Annotated in this window: 20 protein-coding genes; 6 read left to right on the top strand and 14 right to left on the bottom strand. The window is 68.7% G+C overall.

The window, feature by feature from the left end:
- Positions 1 to 84: 84 nt before the first annotated feature.
- The 9 genes from U0177_RS16325 to U0177_RS16285 all read right to left on the bottom strand — a co-directional run bounded on the left by U0177_RS16325 (position 85) and on the right by U0177_RS16285 (position 9,031).
- Entirely contained in the window at positions 85 to 1,308 is a 1,224-nt protein-coding gene (locus U0177_RS16325; RefSeq protein WP_409571713.1) for a thioester domain-containing protein, read from the bottom strand.
- A gap of 353 nt (positions 1,309 to 1,661) precedes the next feature.
- Positions 1,662 to 3,833, bottom strand: coding sequence for an ATP-dependent RecD-like DNA helicase (locus U0177_RS16320; protein WP_409571712.1), 2,172 nt, complete (start codon positions 3,831 to 3,833; stop codon positions 1,662 to 1,664).
- A 209-nt stretch (positions 3,834 to 4,042) separates the two neighbouring features.
- Complete coding sequence (locus U0177_RS16315; protein ID WP_409571711.1) at positions 4,043 to 4,576, bottom strand: hypothetical protein; 534 nt, start codon at positions 4,574 to 4,576, stop codon at positions 4,043 to 4,045.
- Between the two features lie 324 nt (positions 4,577 to 4,900).
- Positions 4,901 to 5,683: a GNAT family N-acetyltransferase gene (locus tag U0177_RS16310; RefSeq protein WP_409571710.1), complete on the bottom strand. Its 783-nt coding sequence runs from the start codon at positions 5,681 to 5,683 to the stop codon at positions 4,901 to 4,903.
- A gap of 4 nt (positions 5,684 to 5,687) precedes the next feature.
- The gene (locus U0177_RS16305; protein WP_409571709.1) at positions 5,688 to 6,413 is read right to left on the bottom strand and encodes a hypothetical protein; all 726 of its coding nucleotides are present in this window, start codon (positions 6,411 to 6,413) and stop codon (positions 5,688 to 5,690) included.
- A 9-nt stretch (positions 6,414 to 6,422) separates the two neighbouring features.
- A complete protein-coding gene (locus U0177_RS16300; protein WP_409571708.1) occupies positions 6,423 to 7,109 on the bottom strand; it encodes a ribonuclease HII in 687 nt (228 codons plus the stop codon).
- A gap of 9 nt (positions 7,110 to 7,118) precedes the next feature.
- Positions 7,119 to 7,835, bottom strand: a complete 717-nt coding sequence (locus U0177_RS16295) for a class I SAM-dependent methyltransferase (RefSeq protein WP_409571707.1) — start codon at positions 7,833 to 7,835, stop codon at positions 7,119 to 7,121.
- 34 nt (positions 7,836 to 7,869) lie between these two features.
- Positions 7,870 to 8,220 carry a 50S ribosomal protein L19 gene (gene rplS, locus U0177_RS16290; protein WP_409571706.1) on the bottom strand — a complete coding sequence of 117 codons (351 nt, stop codon included), beginning with the start codon at positions 8,218 to 8,220 and terminating at the stop codon, positions 7,870 to 7,872.
- A 229-nt stretch (positions 8,221 to 8,449) separates the two neighbouring features.
- Entirely contained in the window at positions 8,450 to 9,031 is a 582-nt protein-coding gene (locus tag U0177_RS16285) for an SIS domain-containing protein (protein ID WP_409571705.1), read from the bottom strand.
- Positions 9,032 to 9,253: 222 nt separating this feature from the next.
- Here U0177_RS16285 and U0177_RS16280 point away from each other — a divergent pair, with 222 nt between their 5' ends.
- The 3 genes from U0177_RS16280 (at position 9,254) to U0177_RS16270 (ending at position 12,278) form a co-directional block, all read left to right on the top strand.
- Positions 9,254 to 9,895 (top strand): hypothetical protein, encoded by a 642-nt coding sequence (locus U0177_RS16280; RefSeq protein WP_409571704.1) that lies wholly within the window; start codon positions 9,254 to 9,256, stop codon positions 9,893 to 9,895.
- A 189-nt stretch (positions 9,896 to 10,084) separates the two neighbouring features.
- Positions 10,085 to 11,101 carry an ABC transporter ATP-binding protein gene (locus tag U0177_RS16275; RefSeq protein WP_409571703.1) on the top strand — a complete coding sequence of 339 codons (1,017 nt, stop codon included), beginning with the start codon at positions 10,085 to 10,087 and terminating at the stop codon, positions 11,099 to 11,101.
- The gene (locus tag U0177_RS16270; protein ID WP_409571702.1) at positions 11,094 to 12,278 is read left to right on the top strand and encodes an ABC transporter permease; all 1,185 of its coding nucleotides are present in this window, start codon (positions 11,094 to 11,096) and stop codon (positions 12,276 to 12,278) included. The genes U0177_RS16275 and U0177_RS16270 overlap by 8 nt, the downstream gene beginning before the upstream one ends.
- A gap of 13 nt (positions 12,279 to 12,291) precedes the next feature.
- Here the strand turns inward: U0177_RS16270 and U0177_RS16265 are convergent, their stop codons facing one another.
- The gene (locus U0177_RS16265; protein ID WP_409571701.1) at positions 12,292 to 13,056 is read right to left on the bottom strand and encodes a hypothetical protein; all 765 of its coding nucleotides are present in this window, start codon (positions 13,054 to 13,056) and stop codon (positions 12,292 to 12,294) included.
- A gap of 113 nt (positions 13,057 to 13,169) precedes the next feature.
- Positions 13,170 to 15,458 carry an NB-ARC domain-containing protein gene (locus tag U0177_RS16260; protein WP_409571700.1) on the bottom strand — a complete coding sequence of 763 codons (2,289 nt, stop codon included), beginning with the start codon at positions 15,456 to 15,458 and terminating at the stop codon, positions 13,170 to 13,172.
- A 338-nt stretch (positions 15,459 to 15,796) separates the two neighbouring features.
- Here U0177_RS16260 and U0177_RS16255 point away from each other — a divergent pair, with 338 nt between their 5' ends.
- Positions 15,797 to 16,966 carry a CHAT domain-containing protein gene (locus tag U0177_RS16255; RefSeq protein WP_409571699.1) on the top strand — a complete coding sequence of 390 codons (1,170 nt, stop codon included), beginning with the start codon at positions 15,797 to 15,799 and terminating at the stop codon, positions 16,964 to 16,966.
- 200 nt (positions 16,967 to 17,166) lie between these two features.
- On the top strand, positions 17,167 to 20,013 hold the full coding sequence (locus U0177_RS16250) for a CHAT domain-containing protein (RefSeq protein ID WP_409571698.1): 2,847 nt from the start codon (positions 17,167 to 17,169) through the stop codon (positions 20,011 to 20,013).
- A 74-nt stretch (positions 20,014 to 20,087) separates the two neighbouring features.
- Here U0177_RS16250 and U0177_RS16245 read toward each other — a convergent pair whose 3' ends face one another.
- From U0177_RS16245 to U0177_RS16235, 3 genes are all read right to left on the bottom strand, one after another.
- Positions 20,088 to 20,255, bottom strand: a complete 168-nt coding sequence (locus tag U0177_RS16245; protein WP_409571697.1) for a hypothetical protein — start codon at positions 20,253 to 20,255, stop codon at positions 20,088 to 20,090.
- A gap of 156 nt (positions 20,256 to 20,411) precedes the next feature.
- Positions 20,412 to 21,221, bottom strand: a complete 810-nt coding sequence (locus tag U0177_RS16240) for an arylamine N-acetyltransferase (RefSeq protein WP_409571696.1) — start codon at positions 21,219 to 21,221, stop codon at positions 20,412 to 20,414.
- A gap of 56 nt (positions 21,222 to 21,277) precedes the next feature.
- Positions 21,278 to 21,973 carry a type II CAAX prenyl endopeptidase Rce1 family protein gene (locus U0177_RS16235; RefSeq protein ID WP_409571695.1) on the bottom strand — a complete coding sequence of 232 codons (696 nt, stop codon included), beginning with the start codon at positions 21,971 to 21,973 and terminating at the stop codon, positions 21,278 to 21,280.
- A gap of 328 nt (positions 21,974 to 22,301) precedes the next feature.
- On the opposite strand from U0177_RS16235, the gene U0177_RS16230 reads away from it, so the two are divergent.
- Positions 22,302 to 23,489 (top strand): L,D-transpeptidase, encoded by a 1,188-nt coding sequence (locus U0177_RS16230; RefSeq protein WP_409571694.1) that lies wholly within the window; start codon positions 22,302 to 22,304, stop codon positions 23,487 to 23,489.
- The last annotated feature ends 120 nt before the right edge of the window (positions 23,490 to 23,609 follow it).

Raw genomic sequence — 23,609 nt, 5'->3', positions numbered from 1 at the left:
TATAATATACAGTATTCTACTGCAATACGTTATTTTACGTATATTAGATGATAAAACTGTTATTTCCGCTATGGAAAGGCGCCTCTATGGCCTGAGGCCGCGCCGCGTCGCAGCGCCGGCCAGCAGCAGCGCGAGCGCCAGCGCCAGCCACACGGCCACACGATCGGCGGGGGCGCCGGTATTGGGCAGCCGGGTGGGTATGCGCGCAAGCGTAGGCGTCGGCACCGATGTCGCAGGCGCGGGCGGCGTGGGCGTATCGAATACCAGGGTAGGCGTACTGGTAGGGGTCTCGGTTGGCGGCGTGCGCTTGCGCGTCGAGGGCGTGCTGGTGGGGGTGCCGGTTGGCGTGTTCGTCGGCGTGGTATCTCCGCCAAAACCGGGTGTTTTCGTCACCGGCGTGTTAGTGGGCGTAGCGGTGGGCGTGGCGGTAGTCTGCTCGAAGAATGTCTGCACCTGGGCAATGGTTGTGAGGTTCAGCGTTTCGCCAAGCACCAGCCGCTGGGTTTGCCGGCCGCCGAGCGGGTCGAATACCGTGCCCTGGTCCATGACGTAGGGCACCTGCGCGGTGACGTTCACCGTGCCGACATTCAGGTTCAACACCGAGAAGTACGCCACGCCCTGGTTAAACGCCAGCGTCGCGGCCTGCTGGCCGTTATTAAGCACGGCGCTGCCGTCGACGCTGACATTCAGCGACACCGCGGCCTCGGGCGGGTCGATTCTGGCGGTGAAGATCACCGGCTGGCCCTCGGGCACGCGGGCGCTAGATGGCGCCAGCGTAAGCGTAGCAACGCCGGTGTTGGTGCCGGGGCAGCCGTTGGTATCGACCTGGAGCTGCGCCTCGGCGGCCAGGGCCTGTGCGCGGGTGCGAATGCCCACGTCCTCAACGGTGCTGAGGTCGAGGTCGTCGGAGAAGTGCCAGATCGCCAGCTGGCGCGCCGCGCCCTCGGCCGGCGTGCCGACGGTTGTGGCCGGGTAGTGGGCCAGCAGGTAACGAATATAGCACCCGCCGTGCAAGGCCGTCACCGACCCATTGGCATAGTACAGGTCGTTCGGGCGCACCACCACGAACAGCTGGATGCAGAACATGCGCGCCAGCGGCCCCAGCCGGTCGCCTTGCGTGTTTTTATCGAGCTGCAGCAGCAGCACGCCGGCCCAATCGTTGACGCGCTTGTTCCGTGGCGTGGTGAAGCGCACAAACTGGCCGTTTGGATCGTCGCGGCCGACAAACGTGCCGGTGGTTCGCGGCGCGGCCTGCGCATGTGCAGTAGCAACAAACAGCAGCACAGCGGCCAGGGCGACGGCCAGCAATAGGCCACGCCGCCAACCGTGTGCACGCGCTGAGCATACGGTATGCATAAAGCCTCCTTGGATCGTCGGCTGCAACGCAGGAGGGCACTTTTTTAGCAACCCAAAGGAATAGGATTATGACATGGGATCGTAGCAGAGTCAAGCATGTTCTTTTTCCCCAACCGGGCCAGCCAAGCGCGTACGATGCTACTATACTGCATCGTGGCCGCAAAGCAATACGGTAAATTGTGTATTGTTCTGTCGGCGGGGGCGCGCGCCGGCCTCGGCACAGGGCGCAAAAGCTGCGTGCAGCAGCACGCTGCGGCGCGCAGAATCGGCCCGTGGGGGTGGGGCAGCGCGTTGGGCAAGCGCGGCTACGAGCGGCCCTTGAGGTGGCGGGCCAGGCCGGTGTAGCGCTCGGCCACACGGTTGTTCTTCACGGCGATCGCGATCGCGCGGCGGTCGCCCAGCAGCACCACCAGCTGCCGCGCCCGCGTGATCGCGGTGTACAGCAGGTTGCGCTGCAGCAGGGTGAAGTGCTGCGTCAGCAGTGGGAGCACAATGCAGGGGTATTCGGCGCCCTGGGCCTTGTGCACCGAGATAGCGTAGGCCAGCGTCAGCTCGTCGAGCAGCCCGAAGTCGTAGGCGACATCGCGCACATCGTCGTAGCGCACCGTCAGCAGCTGCTCCACCGGGTCGATCGCCGCGACGACGCCAATGTCGCCGTTGTAGACCTCGAGGTCGTAGTTATTGCGCAGCTGCAGCACGCGGTCGCCCAGCCGAAACACGCTGGCGCCGAAGCGATGCTCGGCGCGGCCTTCGAGCGGCGGGTTGAGCACGGTTTGCAGCAGGGCATTGAGGCTGGCCACGCCGGCCGGCCCGCGGTGGGTCGGCGTCAGCACCTGGACGTCGCGGCGCGGGTCGAGGCCAAAGCGGCGCGGGATGCGCTCGGCCACCAGCTCGGCCACCAGCTCGGCGCACGGCTCGGGCTCGGGGCGCGGAAAGAAGAAGAAGTCGCCGAGGCCGCGCAGGTGCGGAAAATCGCCGGCGTTGATGCGGTGCGCGTTGGCCACGATGCCGCTGCCCTCGGCCTGGCGAAAAATCGTGTTCAGGTGGATGCTCGGCACCGCCATGCTATCGAGGATGTCGCGCAGCACGCGGCCGGGGCCGACGCTCGGCAGCTGGTCGGCGTCGCCCACCAGCAGCACGTGCGCGTCGGGCGGAATGGCCTTGAACAGATTGTTGGCCAGCAGCACGTCGAGCATGCTGGCCTCGTCGATCACCACCATCGCGGCGTCGAGCGGGTTTTCGGCGTTGCGGCTGAAGTGCGGCCCGCCGATTGGCGAGAACTCGAGCAGGCGGTGGATGGTGCTGGCCTCGGCGCCGGTGGCCTCGCTCAGGCGCTTGGCGGCGCGGCCAGTCGGCGACGCGAGCAGAAACTTCTCGCCGCGCTGCTGCAGCGCCAGGATGATCGTCTTCAGCGAGGTGGTTTTGCCCGTGCCGGGGCCGCCGGTCAGCACGCTGACCTTGTTGGTCAGCGCCATTTTCACGGCTTCCTGCTGCTGCTCGGCCAGCGGCATACCGCGCCTGTCGGCCAGGAACTCGAATACACGATCCCAGTTGGCGGCGCGAAAGAACGGCGCGATCCGCGACGGCGCGCGCAGCAGCTCGTGCAGGCGGTCGGCCAGGCCGTGCTCGGCGCGGTAGAACGGCTGAAGGTAGACCATGCGCTGGCCGTCGAGCGCCTCGATATACACCTCGCGCGTAATCGCAATCGCGCCGAGCGTGGCGTCGACCACGGCCGGATCGACGCCCAGTAGCAGCGCGCCGCGCGCCGCCAGCTCGTCCCACGGCAGGTAGCAGTGGCCTTCGTCGGCGGCCTGGCTGAGGGTATAGCGCAGGCCGGCGCCCACGCGCTGCGGCGAGTCGTGCGGGATGCCGAGCGCTTGGGCGATCTTGTCGGCGGTGAGAAACCCGATGCCGTAGACGTCGTCGGCAAGGCGGTAGGGGGTGGCCTGCACCACACTGAGCGACTGCTCGCCGTACTGCTTGTAGATCCGCACGGCCAGGCCGGGTGCGATCTCAAGATCTTGCAGAAACAGCATGATCGCCTTGATCTGCTGCTGCTCTTCCCACGCGCGCATGATCCGGTCGACGCGCTTGGGGCCAAGGCCGGAAACCTCGCGCAGGCGCAGCGGCTCGTGGTCGAGCACGTGGAGCGTGTAGGTGCCGAAGGTCTCGGCGATGCGCCGCGCCATCACCGGGCCGATGCCCTTGATCAGGCCCGAGCCAAGGTAGCGGCGGATGCCCTCGATCGTGGCGGGCAGCACGGTGCGGTAGCGCTCGACCTCAAACTGGCGGCCGTGCTCGGGGTGATCGACCCAGCGGCCCTCCAGCTCGACCGACTCGCCCACCTGCACGCCCAGCAGCTTGCCGACGATCGTGATCTGGTAGGGCTTATCCTTCGGCAGCACCCGCGCCACGGTGTAGCCATCGGTTTCGCTATGAAAGGTGATACGCTCGAGGATGCCTTCGAGTCTTGGCATACGCTTGTTCGTGACACGGCAAACGCGGCCGCGCCCTGTTGGCGCGGGTAGGCTCAGTATAGCAGCTGCGATCGGCGCGCGCAACGAAATTACGCGCCGGCAGAGATCCAAATTGGCGCGGGCTTCGCAGTGTTGGGTGAAGCCGTATTCCTTCCTCTCCTCCGGCGCCGCGCCGTCTCACTCCGAGGCGGCGCGGCGTTTTGCGCGCGTCAGCCGTACACCTGGCGGCGGCAGGGGTCGCACCAGGCGGCGCGGTTATCCAGCGCCCAGGCCGAGCCGCCGTGGCGCGGCGACAGCAGGTAGAACACGCCGAGGCGCACCCCCGAGGCACCGCAGCGCTCGCAGCGCCCGCCCGCGCGCCGCCACACCCGCCAGTCGAAGTGCAGAAACGGCAGGTCGAGCGCCAGGTGCAGCGTTATGCCGATCGCGATCGGCCGCAGCCCAGGCCAGCGCCGCGCGGCCAGCCATACCAGCGGCAAGGTGATGCGGGCGTGGTGAAATGGCGAGCGCAGCGGCCCGAAGCGCCGGCGCGTATCGTCTGCGCCGCGCGGCAGCAGCCGCCAGCGATCGTAGCGCAGCGCGCTCAGCGGGTTCCAGTTGCCGCTGCGCAGCGCGTACAGCAGGTAGTGGTCGGTGTCGAGCAGCACGCCGCCGGCGAGCAGCAGCGCGGCCTTGCGCGGGGCGCGCGGGTACAGCGCCGCGCCCAGCAGCAGCGAGGAGACAAGGTGAGTTCGCAGTCGCATTCCAGCCTGGCTTTCGTGTACACGAGCTACGCGGCGGCAGGCGCCCTGGGCACCTGCCTGCGGCGGCAATGCGGCCGGGCAGGTGCGGCGCCCCCCGAAATCGCTTGCGCGGCCGCCGGCCACGCGTGGCCGGCAGCCGCCAAAGGTTGTAGGGCTTACGCAGTTGCGCTGTTCGGCTTCCCGAAGCCGTGCATGGTGCCTGCGGCAGCACGGTGCTTTTTGATCGTCGTGTCCAATCTGCCGAAGGCTGAGCACGCCAACTGCGTTTGTCCTAGGTTGGTTTCGCCCCTGTACGGAAACCGACCAGCGCGCCTCGTAGGTACTCTACAGAACAAAGCTGCTCAGGAACATCCGCTCCATCGTGCGGAAGCCCAGCCGCTTGTACGCCGCCAGCGCGGCGACATTGTGCTCGAGCACCATCAGAAACACGCGCGGCGCCAGCCCGAAGGCGGCCTGCGCCAGCGCCGCTGTGCATGCCGAGGCATAGCCCTGGCGGCGATAGTCGGGGTGCGCCGCCACGTGGCCGATCTCGACGATCTCGGCGGTGGCGAAGTGCGTGGCGGCCATGGCCACCAGCTGCGCGCCGTCGAAGCAGCCAAACGCCGGCCCGAGCGCCAGCGCGCTGCTGTGCCACACCGTCAGGCCAGCCGCCTGAGCCAGCGCGCTCATGTGGGGCGCGTCGGCGGGGCCAAGCCGGCGCGGGGCGTGGTTGGCGGGAACGAGCAGCCGCTCGGGCTCGACCACCATCTGAAACTCGATCTCGATTGACTCGAAGCGCGCGTGGCGCGCCAGCTGGCTGTGGCGATCGGCCGGCAGCAGTGCCCAAACCGGGCCCGCGCGCAGGCGCGGGTTGCGGTCGGCAAGCGCGGCCAGCAGGGGCCCGACGGCCGCTCCGGCATCGGCGGCGAACGTCAGGTTGGCGATCGGCAGGTCGTGGTAGGTCGAGGCCACGCCCACAACATGCCCGCGCTCTTCGGCCACCAGCACATCGCACGCGCCGCGCAGCTGGGTCGCATTCGAGAGCGGCAGCGCGTTGCGGTACGGCAGCGCCCGCAGGTATGCCAGCGCGGCCGGCTGGTTGGCGGGGGCGAGCGGCGCGATCATCATGGCGCTACTCGTCATTCGCGAACGGGCCGTGCTGATCGTAACGCTCCCACAGCGGGTGTTTGGCACAGGCCAGCCGCCTGGTGCTGTCGCTGAGCAGCAGCTGGCGCGCCGCGCCGGCCGGCAGGATCTCGGGATCGATCTTGCCGGCGCGATACAGCGCCAGTATCTCGGGGTACAGCTCTTTCACGCCCAGGTTGGCCAGGGCCGAAGCCAGGTACCCGGCGTCGGCGCGATCCTCGGCGGCGGCCAGCCGCTCGCGCAACCCAGCCACGATCAGGTCGTGCGTGTCGGGGGCCACCGCCGTGACATACACCAGCGCCATCATGGCGCTATTGCGCGCGGCCGGCGCCCAGCCCGTGGCGTCGTCGGCAATCGCCCACAGCGGCGCGACCGCCGGCACGCCGAAGTGGCCGATTATCTGCGGCGCCTCTTCGGCCCACACCCGCGGCAGCCGCTCGTCTTCGTACTCAAGCCCGACCGGGAACTCGCGCAGCAGCGGCTCGATGATCGCCGTCGAGCCGACCTCGCCGAGCAGCCGCAGCGCGTGGATCGGCGCGAAGCACTCGGGCGCGTCGCCGTGCAGCAGATCAAGGTCGGTGGCGAGCTCGAGCAGCGGGCCAACCGCCGCGTCGCCCGCGCGCACAATCTGGGCGGCCAGCTTCTCCGAGGGCCGCAGGCCTTCGCGGCGCAGCTGCTTGACTTTATCGGCAATAGCGAGATCTAAAAGCATGCGCGTCTCCTATGCATATACGGCAGCCTCAGGCCCTGGCTCGGCTGCGCGCCTGCGCGCGGGCCAGGCGCCTGTTGCCACGAACTCGGCGATCGGCTGAAAGCTGCGGCGGTGCTGGGGCGAAGGGCCGAGCGCGCGCAGCGCGCGCTCGTGCAGCGCGGTGCCGTAGCCCTTGTGCATGGCGAAACCATAGCGCGGCAGCTGGCGGTCGAGCGCGCACATCATGCGGTCGCGCGCGACCTTCGCGACGATCGAGGCAGCGGCGATCGAGAGGCAGCGCGCGTCGCCTTTGATCAGCGCGCGCTGCGGGCAGCCCCAGAATTCGAGCCGCACCGCGTCGATCAGCAGGGCATCGGCCGGGCGCGCTAGCCGCAGCAGCGCCACCTGCATCGCCAGGCGCGTGGCCGCCAGAATGCCGTGGGTGTCGATCACGTGGGCCGGCACCACGCCCAGCCCCCAATCGTCGGCCAGCGCCAGAATGCGCTCGGCGAGCTGCTCGCGCCGTGCCGCCGCCAGGGCCTTCGAGTCGTCGACGCCGGCCAGCAGCGCAGGCGCCGCCAGCACGGCCGGCGGAAGCACCACGGCGGCGGCCACCACCGGCCCGGCCCAACAGCCGCGGCCTACTTCGTCGACTCCGGCGATGCGCCGGTGGCCTGCGTCGTGCAGGCGCAGCTCTTCTTCAACAGTTGGCGCCATAGACCGCCATTATACTCGCTCGGCCAGCAGCAGGTGCACGGCGTGGCCGCCAGCCGGCTGCCAGCGCTCATCGACGGCGAAGCCGTGCTCGGCAAGCCGCCGCGCCAGCAGCGACGCGGGCTGGTGCTCGGCGGGGCGGCTCGGCGGCCGCTGCAGCGTCAGGCGGTACAGCCAGCCGAGCGCGCGCTGGTACGGGCCATCGCTGCCGAACGCGGCCGCCAGCAGCACAACCGCGCGGCCGCCCGGCCGCAGCACCCGCCGCAGCTCGCGCGCGCTGGCCGGATCGAGGATGTACTCGCTTGGGAAAGTGGCGACGATGGTATCGAACGAGGCGTTGGGGAATGGCAGGGCCTGCGCCACGCCGCGGACAAGCCGGGCGGGCAGCTGCTCGCGCGCCAGCTTGCGCCGGGAGATCGCCAGCATCTGCGGCGACGCGTCGAGCCCAAGCGACCATGGAGCATCGGCGCGGCGCGCGAGCGCGCGCTGGAGGTTGCCAGTGCCACAGCCCAGCTCGAGCGTGCGCCCGGCCAGAAATGGCAGCGCCGCGCGGCCCCACTCGGGCCAGTGCCCGAGCGAAACCAGCGCGGCGACGGTATCGTACGTCCAGGCGAATTCGCGATAGAAGCGCGCAAATGCCCAGCGGATCGCGCGTGTGTACGCGCGCGTGATGAAGTTTGAGCTCAGACTTTGAAGTTTTGAGTTCGGCGCAACCATTGGCACGAGCACAACTCGCAGCTCAAAGCTCAGCACTCATAGCGAACTACCGGCGCTCCTTGATGCGGGCCGCCTTGCCGGTGAGGCCGCGCAGGTAGTACAGCTTCGAGCGGCGCACCTTGCCGCTGCGCACGACCTTGATCGAGTCGAGGCGCGGCGAGTGCAGCAGGAACGTGCGCTCGACGCCAATGCCGTGCGAGGCGATCCGGCGGATGGTGAAGTTCTCGTTGATGCCGCTGCTGCGCCGGCGAATGACCACGCCCTCGAACTCCTGGGTGCGCTCGCGGTTGCCCTCGACCACGCGCACGCCAACGCGCACGGTATCGCCAACGCGGAAAGCCGGCAGGTTGGCCTTAAACTGCCGGGATTCAATCTCGTTCAGGATCTCCTGCGACATATCGCCGCCGCTCCTTTACACATAAAGAGCGGGGACGCACGGCTGACCGTGGCGGCCCCACGAGTGACTGCTGCCCATTTAAAAGCCGGGCAGATTATAGCACAGGGTTGCTGCAAAGGCAAGCCGGCTGGCGCCGGCTTCAGGGCTCGTGCAGCGTCTTTCGTGCCATCACCTCTACCGGGGAGAAGAAAACCACGCTGGCGTGGTGGTGCGGCCGCTTTGCGTGTGGCTATGACGCCATGGGCTCGGCCGCCACGGCCTGCTCGATCACCTCGCAGATATAGTGCAGCACCTGCAGGTGCGCTTCCTGAACGCGCCCCGAGTCGGCGGCAGGCACCACCAGCGCCAGGTCGGCCAGCGCGCGCGCGGCGCCGCCATCCTTGCCGAGCAGCGCGATCGTACCGAGGCCGCGCGCGCGCGCGGCGCGCAGCGCCGCGACGACATTGGGCGAGTTGCCGCTGGTGCTGAAGCATACGAGCAGATCGCCCGGCTTGCCCAGGCCCTCGACCTGGCGCGCAAACACGGCTTCGTAGCCGAAGTCGTTGGCGATGCATGTGAGCGCCGAGATGTCGGCCGCGAGCGACACCGCCGGCAGGGCGCGGCGATTCCCACGGTAGCGGCCGATCAGCTCCTCGGCTAGATGCTGCGCGTCGGTGGCGCTCCCGCCGTTGCCGCAGGTCAGCAGCAGGCCGCCGGCCAGCACGGTATCGCGCACCCGCGCCGCGATGGCCTCGGCCAGCGCGGCCTGGCGGCCAAGCGCGGCCAGCACGCCCAGGCTGGCATCGAGCTGGGCCTGAAATGATGGTTGCATAGTGTTTCCTTTTATACACTGGTAGATCGTGCGGCGTATCTTCGCAGCGCCGCGCCCGGCACACCGGCAATACTAGCATAGCTGGCGCGCCGCCGTGTTATGGGGCGGCCCCTGCCATGGTCGCAATTGGCGCGGCGCGGCCCTGGTATACTTCTTGCATGAGCCTTCGCGGCATCAGGGCGCGCGCAATCGGGGCAGGCCGCGGAGCAGAAAGAGAGCGTCATGACCGACCAGACCGACTCACACCCACCCGAGAGCGAGCCGCCACAGCTGCCGCGCGGCTTGCCCGGCCAGGCCGAGCAGGCGGCCGAGGTGGCCGCCGCCGTGGCCGAAGTAGCCGCCGCCGACGCCACCAGGCAGGCGCGCCAGCCGCGCCCGCTCGAGATCGTGCTGATCGTGCTGCTCGGCGCCTCGCTGCTGCTGCACGCGCTGACGATCGCCCGCCTGCTGAGCGTGCGCAACACCCTGCGCAGCGAGATCGGCACCCTGGCCGAGGGCGTGGCGCAGGCCAAGAGCAGCCAGCTCGAGTACACGCTGCCGATCGACCAGCAGCTGCCGATCGCCATCGATGTGCCGATCCAGCGCTCGCTGCAGGTGCCGATCAACACAGCGGTGCGCATCCAGCAGACGATCGATGTGCCGGTGCAGACGGCGCTTGGCAGCTTTAGCATCCCGGTGCCGATCGACACCACCGTGCCGATCAGCACCACCGTGCCGATCGAGTTCAACCAGACCGTCGCTATCAACACCAACGTGCCGATCCGGCTCAACGTGCCGATCCGGCTCGATCTTGGCTCGGCGCAGGTGGCGCCGCTGCTCGACCGGCTGCGCCAGAAGCTGATCGAGCTGCGCGATGCGCTTTAATTAGTTTTTAGGACAAACGCAGTTGGCGCGCTCAGCCTTCGGCAGAGCGGTACTTTACATCTTGAGGTGTCCAATTTCCGCGCTCCGCGCGGAAATTGGACACACAATGCTGCCGCAGGCGAAATGCGCTGCTTCGAAAGCCAAACAACGCAACTGTGTAAGTCCCAATTTTTATTCAAGCGAGAGTATATGGAAATACCCCAGGCGCCCCGGCAGGCCAGCGCAGGGCGCGCGCGCCAGAGCGACCTAACGGCGCTGACGATCAAGGCCGACCAGGTTGAGAAGGTGTTTGGCGGCGACACCGGCGTGTTCGACCTCAACTTCGAGGTGCCTGCCGGCGCGATCTTTGGCATGATCGGGCCGAGCGGCTGCGGCAAAACCACCACCGTGCGGCTGCTGACCGGGCTGTACCGCCGCGACAAGGGCAAGCTGTGGGTGCTCGGCCGCGACCCGGACCGCTTCAGCCTGCGCACTCGCGAGCGGATCGGCTACATGCCGCAGCACTTCGTGCTATACCCAAACCTAACGGTGTGGGAGAACCTGAACTTCGTGGCCTCGCTGTACGGCATGGGCTACCTGAGCCGGCGCAAGTGGCTGGCTCAGGCGCTCGATTTCGTCGAGCTGAGCGACGCGCGCCACCGCCTGGGCAGCCAGCTCTCGGGCGGGATGCAGCGCCGGCTCGAGCTGGCCTGCACGCTGGTGCACAACCCGCTGCTGATCTTCGCCGACGAGCCGACCGCCGGCATCGACCCGGTGCTGCGCGGCAAGTTCTGGGATCACTTCCGCAACCTGCGCGACGGCGGGCGCACGCTGTTCATCACCACCCAGTATGTCGGCGAGGCCGCCTACTGCGATATGGTGGGCGTCATGCGCGCCGGCCGGCTGCTGCATGTCGACACGCCCGAGAACCTGCGGCGCAAGGCGTTCAGCGGCGAGCAGATCCAGCTGGTGGTGCCGCCCGCGCAGGTCTACGCCGCCGCCAAGATCCTAATGAGCCAGCCGTACGTGGCCGACGTGCGCCGCTCGAACGACCAGCCTGGGCTGCTGGTGCTGCACGTGGCCGACGCAAGCGACGCGCTGCCGCTGATCTTCAACACCATGAGCGACCACCCCGAGATCAGCGTGCAGCAGGCGGATCGGTATGTGCCGCCGTTCGACGATGTATTTATTCGGCTGATGGAGCAAGCGGAAGAAGGGCATGTTTAAACCAATTATTCGCCTGCTGTCGTTTTTCAGCAAAGAGGTGAACGAGATCCGGCGCCAGCCCAAGCTGGTGCTGAGCCTGCTGCTGGGGCCGTTTCTGATCTTGCTGCTGTTTGGCGTGGGCTACCAGGGCGAGCGGCCGCGGCTGCGCACGGTGCTGGTGCTGCCGCCGCAGGGCCTCGGCCTGGTAAACCTCGACGACCTGAAGCGCGCGATCGACGCAAACTTCGAGCTGCTGAAAACCACCGCCGACGCAAACGAGGCCGCGGCGATGCTTCAGTCGGGTGAGGCCGAGGTTGTCGAAACGCTCCCCGCCGATATCGAGCAGGTGCTGGCCAGCGGCAAGCAGGCCACCGTCACGTTCACCTACAACGAGATCAACCCGCTGAACGAGCAGTGGATCCAGTACCTGGCCTACGCGCAGGTGAACGAGATCAACCGCGCGGTGCAGACCAAGGCGGTGCAGCAGCTGCAGGGCGAGGTGCAGCGCGCCGGGGTGCAGACGACCTACCCGCCCGAGGTGCTGGTATCGCCGGTGCGCTTCGAGTACAGCAATGTGCGCGGCAAGGCGCTCGACTTTATGACGTACTATGCGCCGGGGGTGCTCGCGCTGATCATCCAGCATATCGCCGTGACGCTGGGCGCGCTCTCGCTGGTGCGCGAGCGGCTGCTCGGCGCGATCGAGCTGTTTCGCGTGGCGCCGGTGTCGATCAACCAGCTGCTGCTTGGCAAGTACCTGGGGTTTACGCTGTTTATCGGCATTATTCTGGCCGCGCTGGTGGCGCTGCTGGTGTTTACGCCGCTGGCCGTGCCGTTCGCCGGCGATGTGACGACGTTTGTGGCGTTCTCGCTGCTGTTCACGCTGGCGTCGCTCGGCATTGGCTTCGTGATCTCGGCCTGGGCTTCGTCGGACAGCCAGGCGGTGCAGATGTCGATGCTGGTGCTGCTGATGTCGATCTTTTTCAGCGGCTTTTTCCTGCCGCTCGAAAATTTCGCCTCGCCGGTGCGCGAGATCGGCTATGCGCTGCCGCTGACGCACGCGATCAGCGGCTACCAGGCGCTGATGCTGCGCGGCCATTCGCCTAGCCAGTTTGCGTGGGAGGTGATGGGGATCATCGTGGTGGCGGCATTCCTGGTTGTGTCGATGCTGGCGCGCTGGCGCTTCCGCCAGCTGGCCTAGCGCGCCGCGCGGGCTACTCGAGCGCCAGCTCGAGATCCGGCCCGGTCGGCTCGGCGATCAGCTCGAACGGCACGCCGCTGATGCTGGCGTTGCCGTTGGCGTCGAAGCGCGCGCGGGCCTCGAATGTGCCGAGCGTGAGCACCAGCTCTTCGGCAGGCGGCGGCACCAGGTGCACGTTGAAGCGGCACAGGCCGTGGCGCTGGCTGGTGATCGAGACGGTCAGCCAGCGGTCGCCAACTTGCTTGTCGCAGAACTCGATCGTCGCGCCGGGCAGGCTGGAGCTGCGGTAGGCCCGGGCCGCGGCGCCGCGCTTGTCGTGCTGGCTCATCAGCGGCAGTGCCAGCTCGTGGTAGAGGAATTCGTGGCCGTGGCGCGAAAGCGCGCTGCGCGGGCGCGCGGGCACGGCCGGATCGAGCAGCATCAGCGGCCTGAGCAGCGCGGCAGGCGCCTGCTCAAGCAGATCGCGCGTCATCTGGTACTTCTCGGTACAGCTCGCGCACGACCACAGGTGCCACCACGCCTCGGGGTAGTGCTGCGCGACGGCCGCCCGGCCCTCGGCCAGCATCAGCTCGACGATCGCCGGGATGTCTTGCTGGCAGCGGCTGCAGCTGATCGCGCGCGGCGGTTTTGCGGCGCCCAGCGTGCTGGCGAGCAGCACGGCCAATGTACCGCGGCAGAGCGAGCATTCAGCAATATGCGCGCTGGCGTGTATGCTGGGCAGTGCCGGGCTGTGGCTTTCGAAAAGCTCGAGCAGCTCGAAGCGAACCCGCTTGCACATGCTATTGTCCACTAGCCCCTCCATATCAGCCATCTCGGCTTGCATAGTGCCGTATCTCGCTTGCATATTGAACGCACGAGTCGCAGTTTTTAGGATACCAACGGCATGGCAATTCAGGCGCGGCTGTCGGCGTTGACTGCCACCTCGCCGAGCGCGCCATCCGGGCCGCCCAGCCGGGCCTGCAGCGCGCGCGTGTCGGCAAGCTCGCGCCGCATGCCCATGCGCTCGAACAGGTCGGCCGCCGCTTCGAGGCTCGCCTGCGCCGCCTCAGCATCGCCACGCAGCGCCTGCAGCCGCGCCGCCAGCTGGTGGTACTCGCCCAGCCGCCGCCGGTCGCGCAGCCGCTCGGCGCCCTCGCGGCACTCGTCCAGCGCCACGGCGGCGGCCGCCAGATCGCCCTGCTCCAGCGCAATCGCCGCGATCTTGAGCGTGTTGCCCAGCACCGAGCGCACATCGCCGCAGGCCCGCGCGTCGGCCAGCGACTCGCGGAACAGCGCCTGGGCGCCGGCCACGTCGCCCTGCTCGTAGCGGCAGGTCGCCAGCCAGCGCCGGTTCACCACCGACTTTTGCGCCGCCAGCGTGGCCGAGATCGGCAGCATCGCGCGCCAGGTCGCCTCGGCGGCGGCGTAGTCGCCGTGGGCGCGGGCGTAGAGCGCGCGGGCGTGGCCGATCTCAAAGCGCACATCGCCCGAGAACTGCGGCGTGTCGGCCAGCTCGAGCAGGCGCGGCAGCAATGCGCCCGCCGCGTCGAGCGTGCCCTGCTTGCTCAGCACCTCGATATCGAACGCCAGACCCAGCGCCTCGTTTGCCGCGTCGCCCAGCCGCCGGGCGGCCGCAGCGCGCATGGCGTGGATCGACTGGCGCTCGTCCCAGATGCCACGTACATTGTAATAGTAGCGCACGCCTTCGATCAAGTCGATCGCCGCAGCGTCGTGCCCGGCGCCGAGCGCCCACTCGATCGCGGCGTATAGCGTCTCATGCTCGGGGTCGAGCCAGTCGAGCCGCGCGAGGTCGTTCCAGCAGAAGCCGACCTGCGCGGCCAGCGCGCGGTACCAGCCGAGCCAGCGCAGCCGCGCGGCCTGCTCGAACGCGGGCTGGCCGGCCAGGCGGGCCTGGGCAAAGGCGCGCACCAGCGGGTGCTGCGTGAAGCGGATGGGGGCGCTGAGCCCGGCCTGGTGCACGTGCAGCAGCGTCAGATCGGCCAGCAGCTCGGTCGCGCGCTCGAAATCGGCCGCGCGCACGCCGGCGGTTTCGGCCAGCGCGTCGGCGGCGGCGCCGCTGGCGAACAGCGGCAGCGCCAGCAGCACGTCGCGCGCGGGGCCGTCGAGCAGCGCCCACGCGCGCTCAAACAGGTCGTCGAACAGCGTGCCGCGCGCCGTCTGCAGATCGCCCAGCAGCTGCGCCAGCGGACGGTGCTCGTACTTCATCAGGCCGAGCGCCAGCTCGAGCGCCTTGGGGTTGCCGCCGGCTGCGGCGATCAGCGGCGCGAGCTGCTCGGTGTCGATGCCGGCGCGGTCGAGCTTGAGCACGCGCAGCCGCTCGGCGATCAGCGCGCGCGCCTCGGCGTCGGTCATGCCGCCCAGGTCGATCGGCCAGCTGCTGCGGAAGGCGCGGCGGTACTCGCGGGTGGTGATGATCGCCTTGCTCGGCTCGGGTAGGCGCAGCAGCCAGTCGGCCAGCGCGGCGTCGGTCACGGTCTCGAAGTTGTCGAGCACCACCAGCACGCGCATGCGCCGCAGCAGCTGCTCGGCCTCGCGGCGCTTCTCGTCGAAGGCGAACTGCGCCAGGCCGGGGTAGTCGAGCGTGCGGGCGATCTCGTCGAGCACCAGGCTGAGGTTGGTGGCGCCGGGGCGGTCTTTATCGCTCACCCACACCGCCGCGTCGAAGTGCGGGTTGGCGCCGGGCAGCAGGCAGGCGGCGGCCACCTCGCGCGCCAGGCTGGTTTTGCCCATGCCGCCCAGGCTGGCGATCAGGATCACCGCCGAGCGCTGGCGCAGGCCGTCGAGCACGTCGGCGTAGGCGTCGGGGCGCATGATGAACTGGCTGTAGGTGGGCGCGGGCAGGTTGGCGTAGACGCGCTCGGCGCGCGGCTGGGCCGGACCAGGCGGGCAAAGCTCGTCGATCAGCGCGTGGCTGTGGGGGTAGCGCGCGGCCTGCAGGAAGCTCGCGAGCCAGGTGCGGTTGAGAAAGCCGCGCCGCACGCAGGCTTCGGCCAGAATGCGCACCGCGCCCGGCTCGGGCGGCACGTAGCCGGCCTTGTAGCGCTGAATGGTGTAGCCGGCCACGCCGATCAGCGCGCCAAGCTCGTCTTCGATCGCCGGCGCGGTGCGGCCCTCGCAGTTGGCAATGCTGCTGATGCCGGCCTTGAGCAGCCGGCCAAATGTGTCGCTGCGCGATGCCATTGGTTTGCCTTTGCTACGCTCAGAGCCAAGCCAGCCACGCGACGCCTTGTGAGCCGGGGCTGTACGAATCGTGATTTTAATCGCGCAGAAGAAAAACTGGTATGTTTAGCGGATTTGCTCGTTAGGCAACCTCATTATACCACCACTTCGCTAAAATTCTAGCCTGATTCTAGCATCTATTCAGCACTCTGAAATTCAGTCTACCTTGGCAGACTCTCAGGATGCTGAAATTTCAGCACTTCACCCGCCGAACATTCAGCGCGCGCCGCCGACTTTTCAGTGCCGATTCGGGCTGTACTAAGGCCACACAGCCATTCGCACCGAAATGAGGCCGCCTGATGTTCAACAGCGCCGAGATCAGTCGCCTGCCAGCCCGCCGCCTTGCGGTGTGGAGTCTCTTTGGCGCGCGCGCGCCGCGCCGGAACGCAGCCGACACGCTGCACCTGGCGATCGAGCGCACGCCGGAGTCTGCGCCGGTCGGCTACCCGGCGGTGCAGGCCCTGCGCCACGAGTATGCCTGCCGGCTGCGCGCGCTACGCCGCCTGGCCGCCGCAGGCGTAGCCGCGCCGCCGCCCGACGACGGCGACCTGCTGGAGCTAGGGCGCGCTGTGGCGGGGCTGCTGCCCGCCGACATGCGCGCGGCCCTACTCCAGGCGCTGTGGCGCGCGCGCGCCAGCGGACGTGGGCTGCGGATCGTGCTGGAGGTAGCGCCTGCTGCGCGCGCCGCGCTCGGCATCCCGTGGGAGCTGCTGGCGCTGCCGATCGGCTGGGGCGCGCCGGGCGGGCCGGGCCACGACGACTTTCTGCTGCTCAGCCCGGATATTACGCTGACGCGCCAGGTGCGCGGGCTGGGCCGCGCGCCCGACCGAGCGCTGGCGCAGCCGCTGCGGCTGCAGGCCTTCGCCGCCGCCCCGACCGACGCCCAATCGATCGACCTGGAGGCCGCGCGCGCCGCGCTGGCGCCGGGCGACTGGTACGCCGGCTCCGGCACGCTCAGCGCGCTGCACGAGCGCGCCAGCAGCGGCGCGCCCGAGATCGTGCACCTGTTGTGCCACGGCGAGCAGGCCGACACCGGCCGGGGCGTGCCGCGCAGCCGCCTGCTGCTGACCCACGCCGATGGCCGGGCCGAGCGAGTAGACGCGCGCGACCTGGCGCGCGTGCTGGTGGCCAGCCCCGCGCTGCGGCTGGTGCTGCTTCAGGCCTGCCATAGCGGCTCGGTCGGGCTTGGCGACGGCACAGCGGTCGAGAGCGCGGCGCTCACCCTGCTGCAGTATGGCGTGCCGGCGGTGGTGGCGATGCAGGGCGAGGTTGGCCAGGCCGAGGCCAACGAGTTTGCGCGGGCGTGCTACCGGCTGCTGGGGCGCGGCGAAACGATCGACTGCGCGGTGGCGGCCGGGCGCGTGGCAATGCGCGCGGCCGGCGGCATCGCCGACTGGAGCCTGCCGGTGCTGTATGCCGGCGCGCCTACGCCACGCCGCGCCACGTACCGGCGCTTGTTTGGCACCTAGCTGCGAGGGCCTCGGGAACTGGTAATCCTCCAACGGATGCCTTTGGCAGAGCGCGAAAAACGGATCTGCAGGGGCGGCAAAGCCCGCCCCTCCGCGCCCTACCAAGCGGGATGTTCGAGACTTCCCAAATATCTTAGGGCTGGCCTACATCCGGCCAAAGCGTGCTACAATAACTGGCCATGCAGCAGAATCAGTACCACATGCCGATCGAATGCGCGCGCATTCTGTCGCTTGCCGAGCGCGACCCCGACATGGCGGTGCGCGAGGCCGAGCGCGAGCTAGGCGCCGCCCCCACAAGCGCGTGGTGGCGCTTTACGCTCGGCTGGGCGCTGTTGCGCTGGGAGCGGCTTGACGGTGCGCAGGCGTGGCTCGAGGCCGCCCGCGCCGAGTTCGCCGCGCTCGGCATGGCCCAGCCCGAGCTGCAGGCGGCGTTTGGCCTCCTGCTGGTCGAGTTCAATCGCTCGGCGACATCCGAGCTCGGCGCCAGGTTCGAAGCGCTGGCCGAGCAGTTCGAGCAGCTAGGCGCCGGCGCTGGCGCATTCCGCGCCCGCGTGCAGGCCGCGCTGCTGCACGACAACCACGGCTCGGCCGCCGAGGCCCTCCAGCTGCTCGACCAGATCGCGCCTGCCGCCGGCGGTGTCGAGCCGAGCGACCACGCGCGCTGGCTGCTGGCGCGCGGCGCCGTGGCCGGGTCGCTCCGGCAATTCGAAATTGCCGAGCAGCACCTTGCTGCGGCCGAGCAGGTCTTTGCCGCCGAGCAGGCCACGATCGAGCAGGCCAAGTGCTGGTTTCAGCACGCATACCTGCTGCTGCTGCGCGGGCAGCTCGAGCGCGCGCGCGAGCAGTATGGCCGCGCCGACGCGGTATTCCGCAGGCTCGATCTGCCGATCCGCCGCGCGCTGCTCGACCGCACATTTGGCCTTCTGTTCAGCCGCACCGGCGAATACGACCAGGCGCTGCGCCACATGCTGAGCGCGCTCGACGCTTTCGCCAAGCTCGACCGCACCGCCGATATGGCCACGTGCCAGACGAATCTCGGTAATATCTACTTCTACGCCGGCTGGTGGCCGATCGCCGATGCCTATTACCGCCGCGCCGATCAGCTACTCGCGCTCGCCGGGGCCGACGAGCGGCGCCTGACTGCCCAGCGCAACCGTGGTCTGGTGGCCCAGCGCACTGGCAAGCTCGGCACGGCGCTCGCAATCTTGCAGGGCGTATACGAGCGCGCCAACACGCTGAAAGTCGCCTCCGATGCCGCCGAGACACTGGCGAATATCGCCGAGGTGCTGGGCGATATGGGCCGCTACGACGCGGCGATCGAGCTGTACGAGCGCGCGCGTGCGCAGTGCCTCGAGCTTGGGCAGGATTTCACTGCGGCTGACGCCGCCATGGATCAGGCCCGGCTCATGCTACGCCACGGCGATTACGCCCGCGCCGCCGAGCTGTTCGCCTTCGCCGAGCCACACGTCGCGCAGTATCCCGCCAACGCCTGGCGCCTGCAGCACGGCCTGGCTCGCTGCGCCGAGGCCGGCGACGATCTGGCGCGCGCGCTCGATCACTACCACCAGGCCCAGCGCACCGTCGCCCAGCTGCGCGGCACGCTGGCGCTCGAAACCGCCTCAAGCGCAATCTTCGCGCAGGCCGCCGAGCTGCACGCCGACTCGCTGCGCTGCGCGATCGAGGTCGGCGACATCGAGGCGCTGCTGCAATTCAGCGAGCTCCAGCGCGCGCTGGTGCTCCAGCGCGCCGCCTCCAGCCGGCCGCTCGCCGCGCCCGAGGGCGACGCCAGGCTCGCGCAACAGCAGCAGCACATTATCGAACTGCAGCACGACGACGAGCTATCCGACGAAGAGCTGGCCGAGCAGCTCGACGCGGCGCTGGCACGCTATGGCGAGCTGCTGCTCCAGGCGCGCCACCGCCTGCCCGAGCACTCCGCCGACACGGCGATCACCAGCATAAGCTTCGACCTTGCGCGTCTGCGCGAGCAGCTGAATGGCGCATACCACGGCGACTGGACCGCGCTCTCGTATCTGCGCGTCGGCGATACGCTGCGCTGCGTGATGATCACGCCCGATCAGCTCGTGCTCGCCGAGCTGCCGCGCGGCGATCTGCCAGCCTTGATCGACCAGGCAACCATCCCGGCGAAGCAGCGACGCACGTTCCGCGATTTCGAGTATCGCTACGACCACACCACCAGCGTGCGCTGGGAAAAGCTCGTTCGCCTTGCCGAGCGCCTGATTCCCGCCGAGGCGCGCGCGCGGCTGCATCCCCAGCACCGGCTGCTGATCGCGCCTACCGAGCAGCTGCATATGCTGCCGTGGGCCGCCTTGCGCCTGGGTGAACGCTGGCTGGCCGAGCAGGCGATTGTCCAGCTGACGCCGGCCCTTACGGTGTGGCAGGCGCTGGCCGCCCGCGCCGCACCGCCTGGCGCACGTGCGCTGCTCGTCGGCTGCCATACGTTTGGCGACCGCGCCGCGCCCCTGCCGCACGTTGCCGATGAGCTTGCCATGGTCGCCAGCACCTGGCAAGGCCCCTGCGACCGCCTGCTCGACGACGAGGCTACCTGCGCGGCGGTACGCGAGCGCTCGGCGAGCGGCGGGCTGGCTCAGTACCGCCTGCTGCACATCGCCACGCACGCCGCGCTGGTGCCCGAGCAGGCGTTTAGCGCACACATCCGGCTATGGGACGACGAGCTGTGGCTGGCCGAGGTGGCGAGCCTGCGCCTGGGCAAGGCGCTGGTGGTGCTTTCGGCCTGCGAGGGCGCGAGCGCCGGCCTGCTGCAGGGCGACGAGACGCTGAGCCTGAGCTGGGCGCTGCTGGCGGCTGGCGCGAGTGCGGTGCTGGCGCACTTCTGGAAGATCGACGACGCGGCGACACTGCGCTTCATGCACAGCTTCTACATGCACCTGGCGGCTCACGGCGACGCCGCGCGCGCCCTAGCCGAAGCCCAGCGCGCCACGATCGATCAGAGTGCCAACACCCCCGCCGAGTTCGACGAGCTGCTGATCTGGGCCGGCTTTATTCTGACCGGCGCCACGCCCACCTAGCGCGGCGCCACACAAAGCAGCGGCGCCGATGGGATTCTACCCATCGGCGCCGGCTGCGGCTTGCGGTGCGGCGGTTAGTGGCCGCCACCATGGCCGCCGGGGTTGCTGTTGTTGATCGGCGTGGGGGTTGGGTCGGCCGCGTAGCTCACCGGCGCCTGCGCGCCGCCGCTCGCCAACACACCCGCGCCGATCGCCAACCCCAGCAGCAGCGCGGCCATCCATCGCGCCATTCGGTTCCGCATGTCCTTGCCTCCTCTTCGGTACTATCGCCAGGTGGCGAAAACACCTAAGAAGAGGCGTGCGTGCGCGAAACGTATCGGCGGGCGCGCCGAATACTACGATGGTGCGTCGTTTTTGGGGAAGTTGGCAGGGGTTGTGCAGCTACGCGCTGCGGGGTACTACCTGGCCGGCAGCGCGTCGAACGCGGCGGCGAGCACGCCTGGCGCTATGCCGTAGTGCGCGCTGAGCGCCGCCACCACGTCGCCTTCGATCGGGTGATCGGAGCGCTGACCGGCGTGAAATGTCTGCAGGTGATACGGCTTGGCATCGCTGTCGAAGCGCCAGATCTGCTCGCCCACAATCTTGCGGATGATGATGCGGTTGAGGAACAGCCCGCCCTCGCCGTAATCGTCGGCGGTGGCCCGGCAGTACTCGGCCGGGTCGACCGGCTGGTCGATCAGGTTGAACAGGTAGGGGGTTGGGTGCGGCACGCCTTCGATCAGGTACTCGTCGGTGGCCACCGGGCGCGCGCTATAGTGGAAGAACGGCGTCTCGCGCCCGGTGGCGCGGTGCGTGTCGAGCGGCACGGCGGCATACAGCGGGTAGCCGGCGTCGGCCAGCCAGCGCCGGCCGTGCAGCAGCACGACGATCGCGGTATGGCAGCCGCGCGTCTCGCCCATGTTGTTGATCGTGAGGTAGCTCTCGAAGCCCAGCTGCTTAAGCAGCGCCAGAAACGCGAGGTTGCTCTCGAAGCAGGTGCCGCCGGTGCCTTGCGCGATTGCCTGGCGCCAGAACTCGCCGGCCCAGCGCGGGCGCTCGTTCAGGCCGGCAGTGCCCCAGCGCCGGGCGATGCGCGAGGCGCTTTCCCAGGGCACGCGCCGGCCATAGGCGCCGAGCAGCCGGTCGAGCAGCGCAAGATCGGGCGGGCCCTGCGCGACGCCCAGGAATTCGAGCACTGCGCCGGCGAGCTCGGCAGGAAGTATCGTCATCGCTGGTTCGAAGGGTGGCGCCATATCCAGCATAATAAAACATCTGTGCTGGTATGTCAACGGGCCAGCGCCGGCAGAATAAAGACATCGGCCAGCATCGAGATCATGGTGAGCGTGTGCAGCGCCACCGAGGCCCAGGTATTGCGCGTGCGCAGCACCAGGTAGCCGCCCACCAGCCCGATCGGCAGCGCCATTACCGCCATCAGGCCGCGCTCGGCCATGCCCACTGGCGCCACCGCGTAGTGATTGGCCATATACAGCAGCGTGGTGACGATCACCACCACGTGCCGGTTGACGCCGCGCGCCAGCAGCCCGGCGAAGAGCATGCCGCGCCAGAGCCACTCCTCGGCCAGCACCAGCAGCGGGAATAGGTAGGCCATGCGCATCCCCACCAGGATGCGCTCCATCTCGGCAAGCGGAACGCCGCCATTACGGTAGTAGATAAACGTATTGCCCATGTCCAGCAGCATCAGCGCGCCGCCGATCAGCCCGCCCCACAGCAGCGCGGCGCGCAGGTTGCGGCGCGTCAGGCCGATCGCCGCCCAGGCGTCGTAGCGCCGGCAGTACCACAGCGTCAGCGCAATGCTGCCAAGCACATACACCACCAGCGCGGGCCACTCGCGCACCACGGTGAAGTGGCCCAGCAGGCCAAGCGCCCACACCAGGCCGATCAGGCCGGCCGCTAGCCGCGCCGGGCGCCGCGAATCCGCCGCCGCCGGCGCTGCCGCCGCCGGCACAAGCCATACGCTCATGGTATCATCGCTCCTTTCTGTGTTCCGGCTCGTGGGCTGCGCGCAGCACGCGAACGCAGCCGGCACAATCGCACGCCAGCTGCAGCATGCCCATACTACTCTGCCGCCCTCGTCCCTACGCTTTCCGGGCGCAGAGGCGAAAGCGGCAGAGCAACACCCGAAGCCCTAGAAGCCACTACGCTAGCATGAGTCTAGCGGCCGGCGCGCCCTGGGCAACACATATGCCGCAATCACACGTAATACTTTCGCAACCAAGAAACGCTTGACATCGCATGAATTGCAACTATAATCGGCGGTAGACTTTCAGGCCATTAGGAAGCGATATACTATGGCTAGTAAAAATACCCACCTGCGAGGTTGTGTCGCCGCTTGCGCGCTGATACTGTGCCTGGCGGCGCTGTGGCCGGCTGGCGCGCGCGCCCAAGGCGGCGGGCCGCTCTACTTCCCGGCCACCGGGCACCACCTCGACGACGAGCACGGCTTTCTGGCGTTCTGGCGCGATCACGACGGCGAGCGGCGGCTGGGCTTCCCGATCAGCGAGGCGCTGCCGCTCGATGGCGCCACAGCCCAGTATTTCGAGCGCGGCCGCCTCGAGCAGCAGGCCGCCGCCGATGGCACGAGCCGCGTGGTGACCGGGCGTGTAGGCAGCGAATACGCCGAGGCGCTGTGGAAGCGCTTCGCGCCTGCGCCGCCGCACAAGCCGATCGCAGGCGAGCAGCTGTTTGAAAGCACCAGCCATACCACGCGCGGCGTGTTTCTGAGCTTCTGGAAGGGCGCGGGCGGCCTTGACTTCTTTGGCGCGCCGATCAGCGAGATCAGCTGGGAGCTGGTGGGCGGCAGCCGGCGCCAAGTTCAATACTTCGAGCGCGCGCGGCTCGAGCGCGACCCCGAGCAGTCGGGCACGGCCGACGAAGTTCGCGTGAGCGACCTGGGGCGGGCGCTGGCGGCGCTACGCGGCATCGACATCACGCCGGTGGCGAATGTGGGCTACGAGAGCTACGGCCCGTCCGCGCCGCTCGCCCCTGATATGGCGCCGCTCGGCGGGCCGCCGCGCGTAGCCGAGCCGCCGGTAGCCGTGCCTGTGCCCCAAGCGGCCGCGCCGACCCGGCCACGCCGCACGCTCGAGCAGATCAATAGCCCCGGCGGCGAGAAATCGATCCTGGTGAACCTCAGCAGCCAGTGGCTTTACGCCTACGAAGGCGACAAGCAGGTGTTCGACGCGCCGGTATCGACTGGGCGCGACGGCATGGAGACGCCCACTGGCAACTACGCGGTCTATGCCAAGCTAAAGGTGCAAACGATGGACGGCGTGCTCGACGGGCAGTACTGGGTGGTGCCGAACGTGCCGAATGTGATGTATATCAACGGCGGCGTGGCGCTGCACGGCACCTATTGGCACAACCGCTTCGGCAGCGGCGCGCGGCTCTCGCACGGCTGCGTGAACCTGCCCCTCGGCGCGGCGGCCTGGCTCTACGATTGGGCGCCAATGGGCACGCCGGTGCGGGTGACATACTAGAAAAAGCATCTGCGGCTGCGGCTTTGCCGCACCCGCGCGCCCACCAAGCGGGATGAGGGGGCTTTCCAGATCCCTACGCTGCCTGCACGATCGGAAGAACCGTGCTATACTTGCTTACGA

The sequence above is a fragment of the Kouleothrix sp. genome (assembly GCF_046328425.1).
Lineage (GTDB): Bacteria > Chloroflexota > Chloroflexia > Chloroflexales > Roseiflexaceae > Kouleothrix.
The sequence above is the reverse complement of the archived record's forward strand: the minus strand, read 5'-3'. Positions and strand labels throughout refer to the sequence as shown.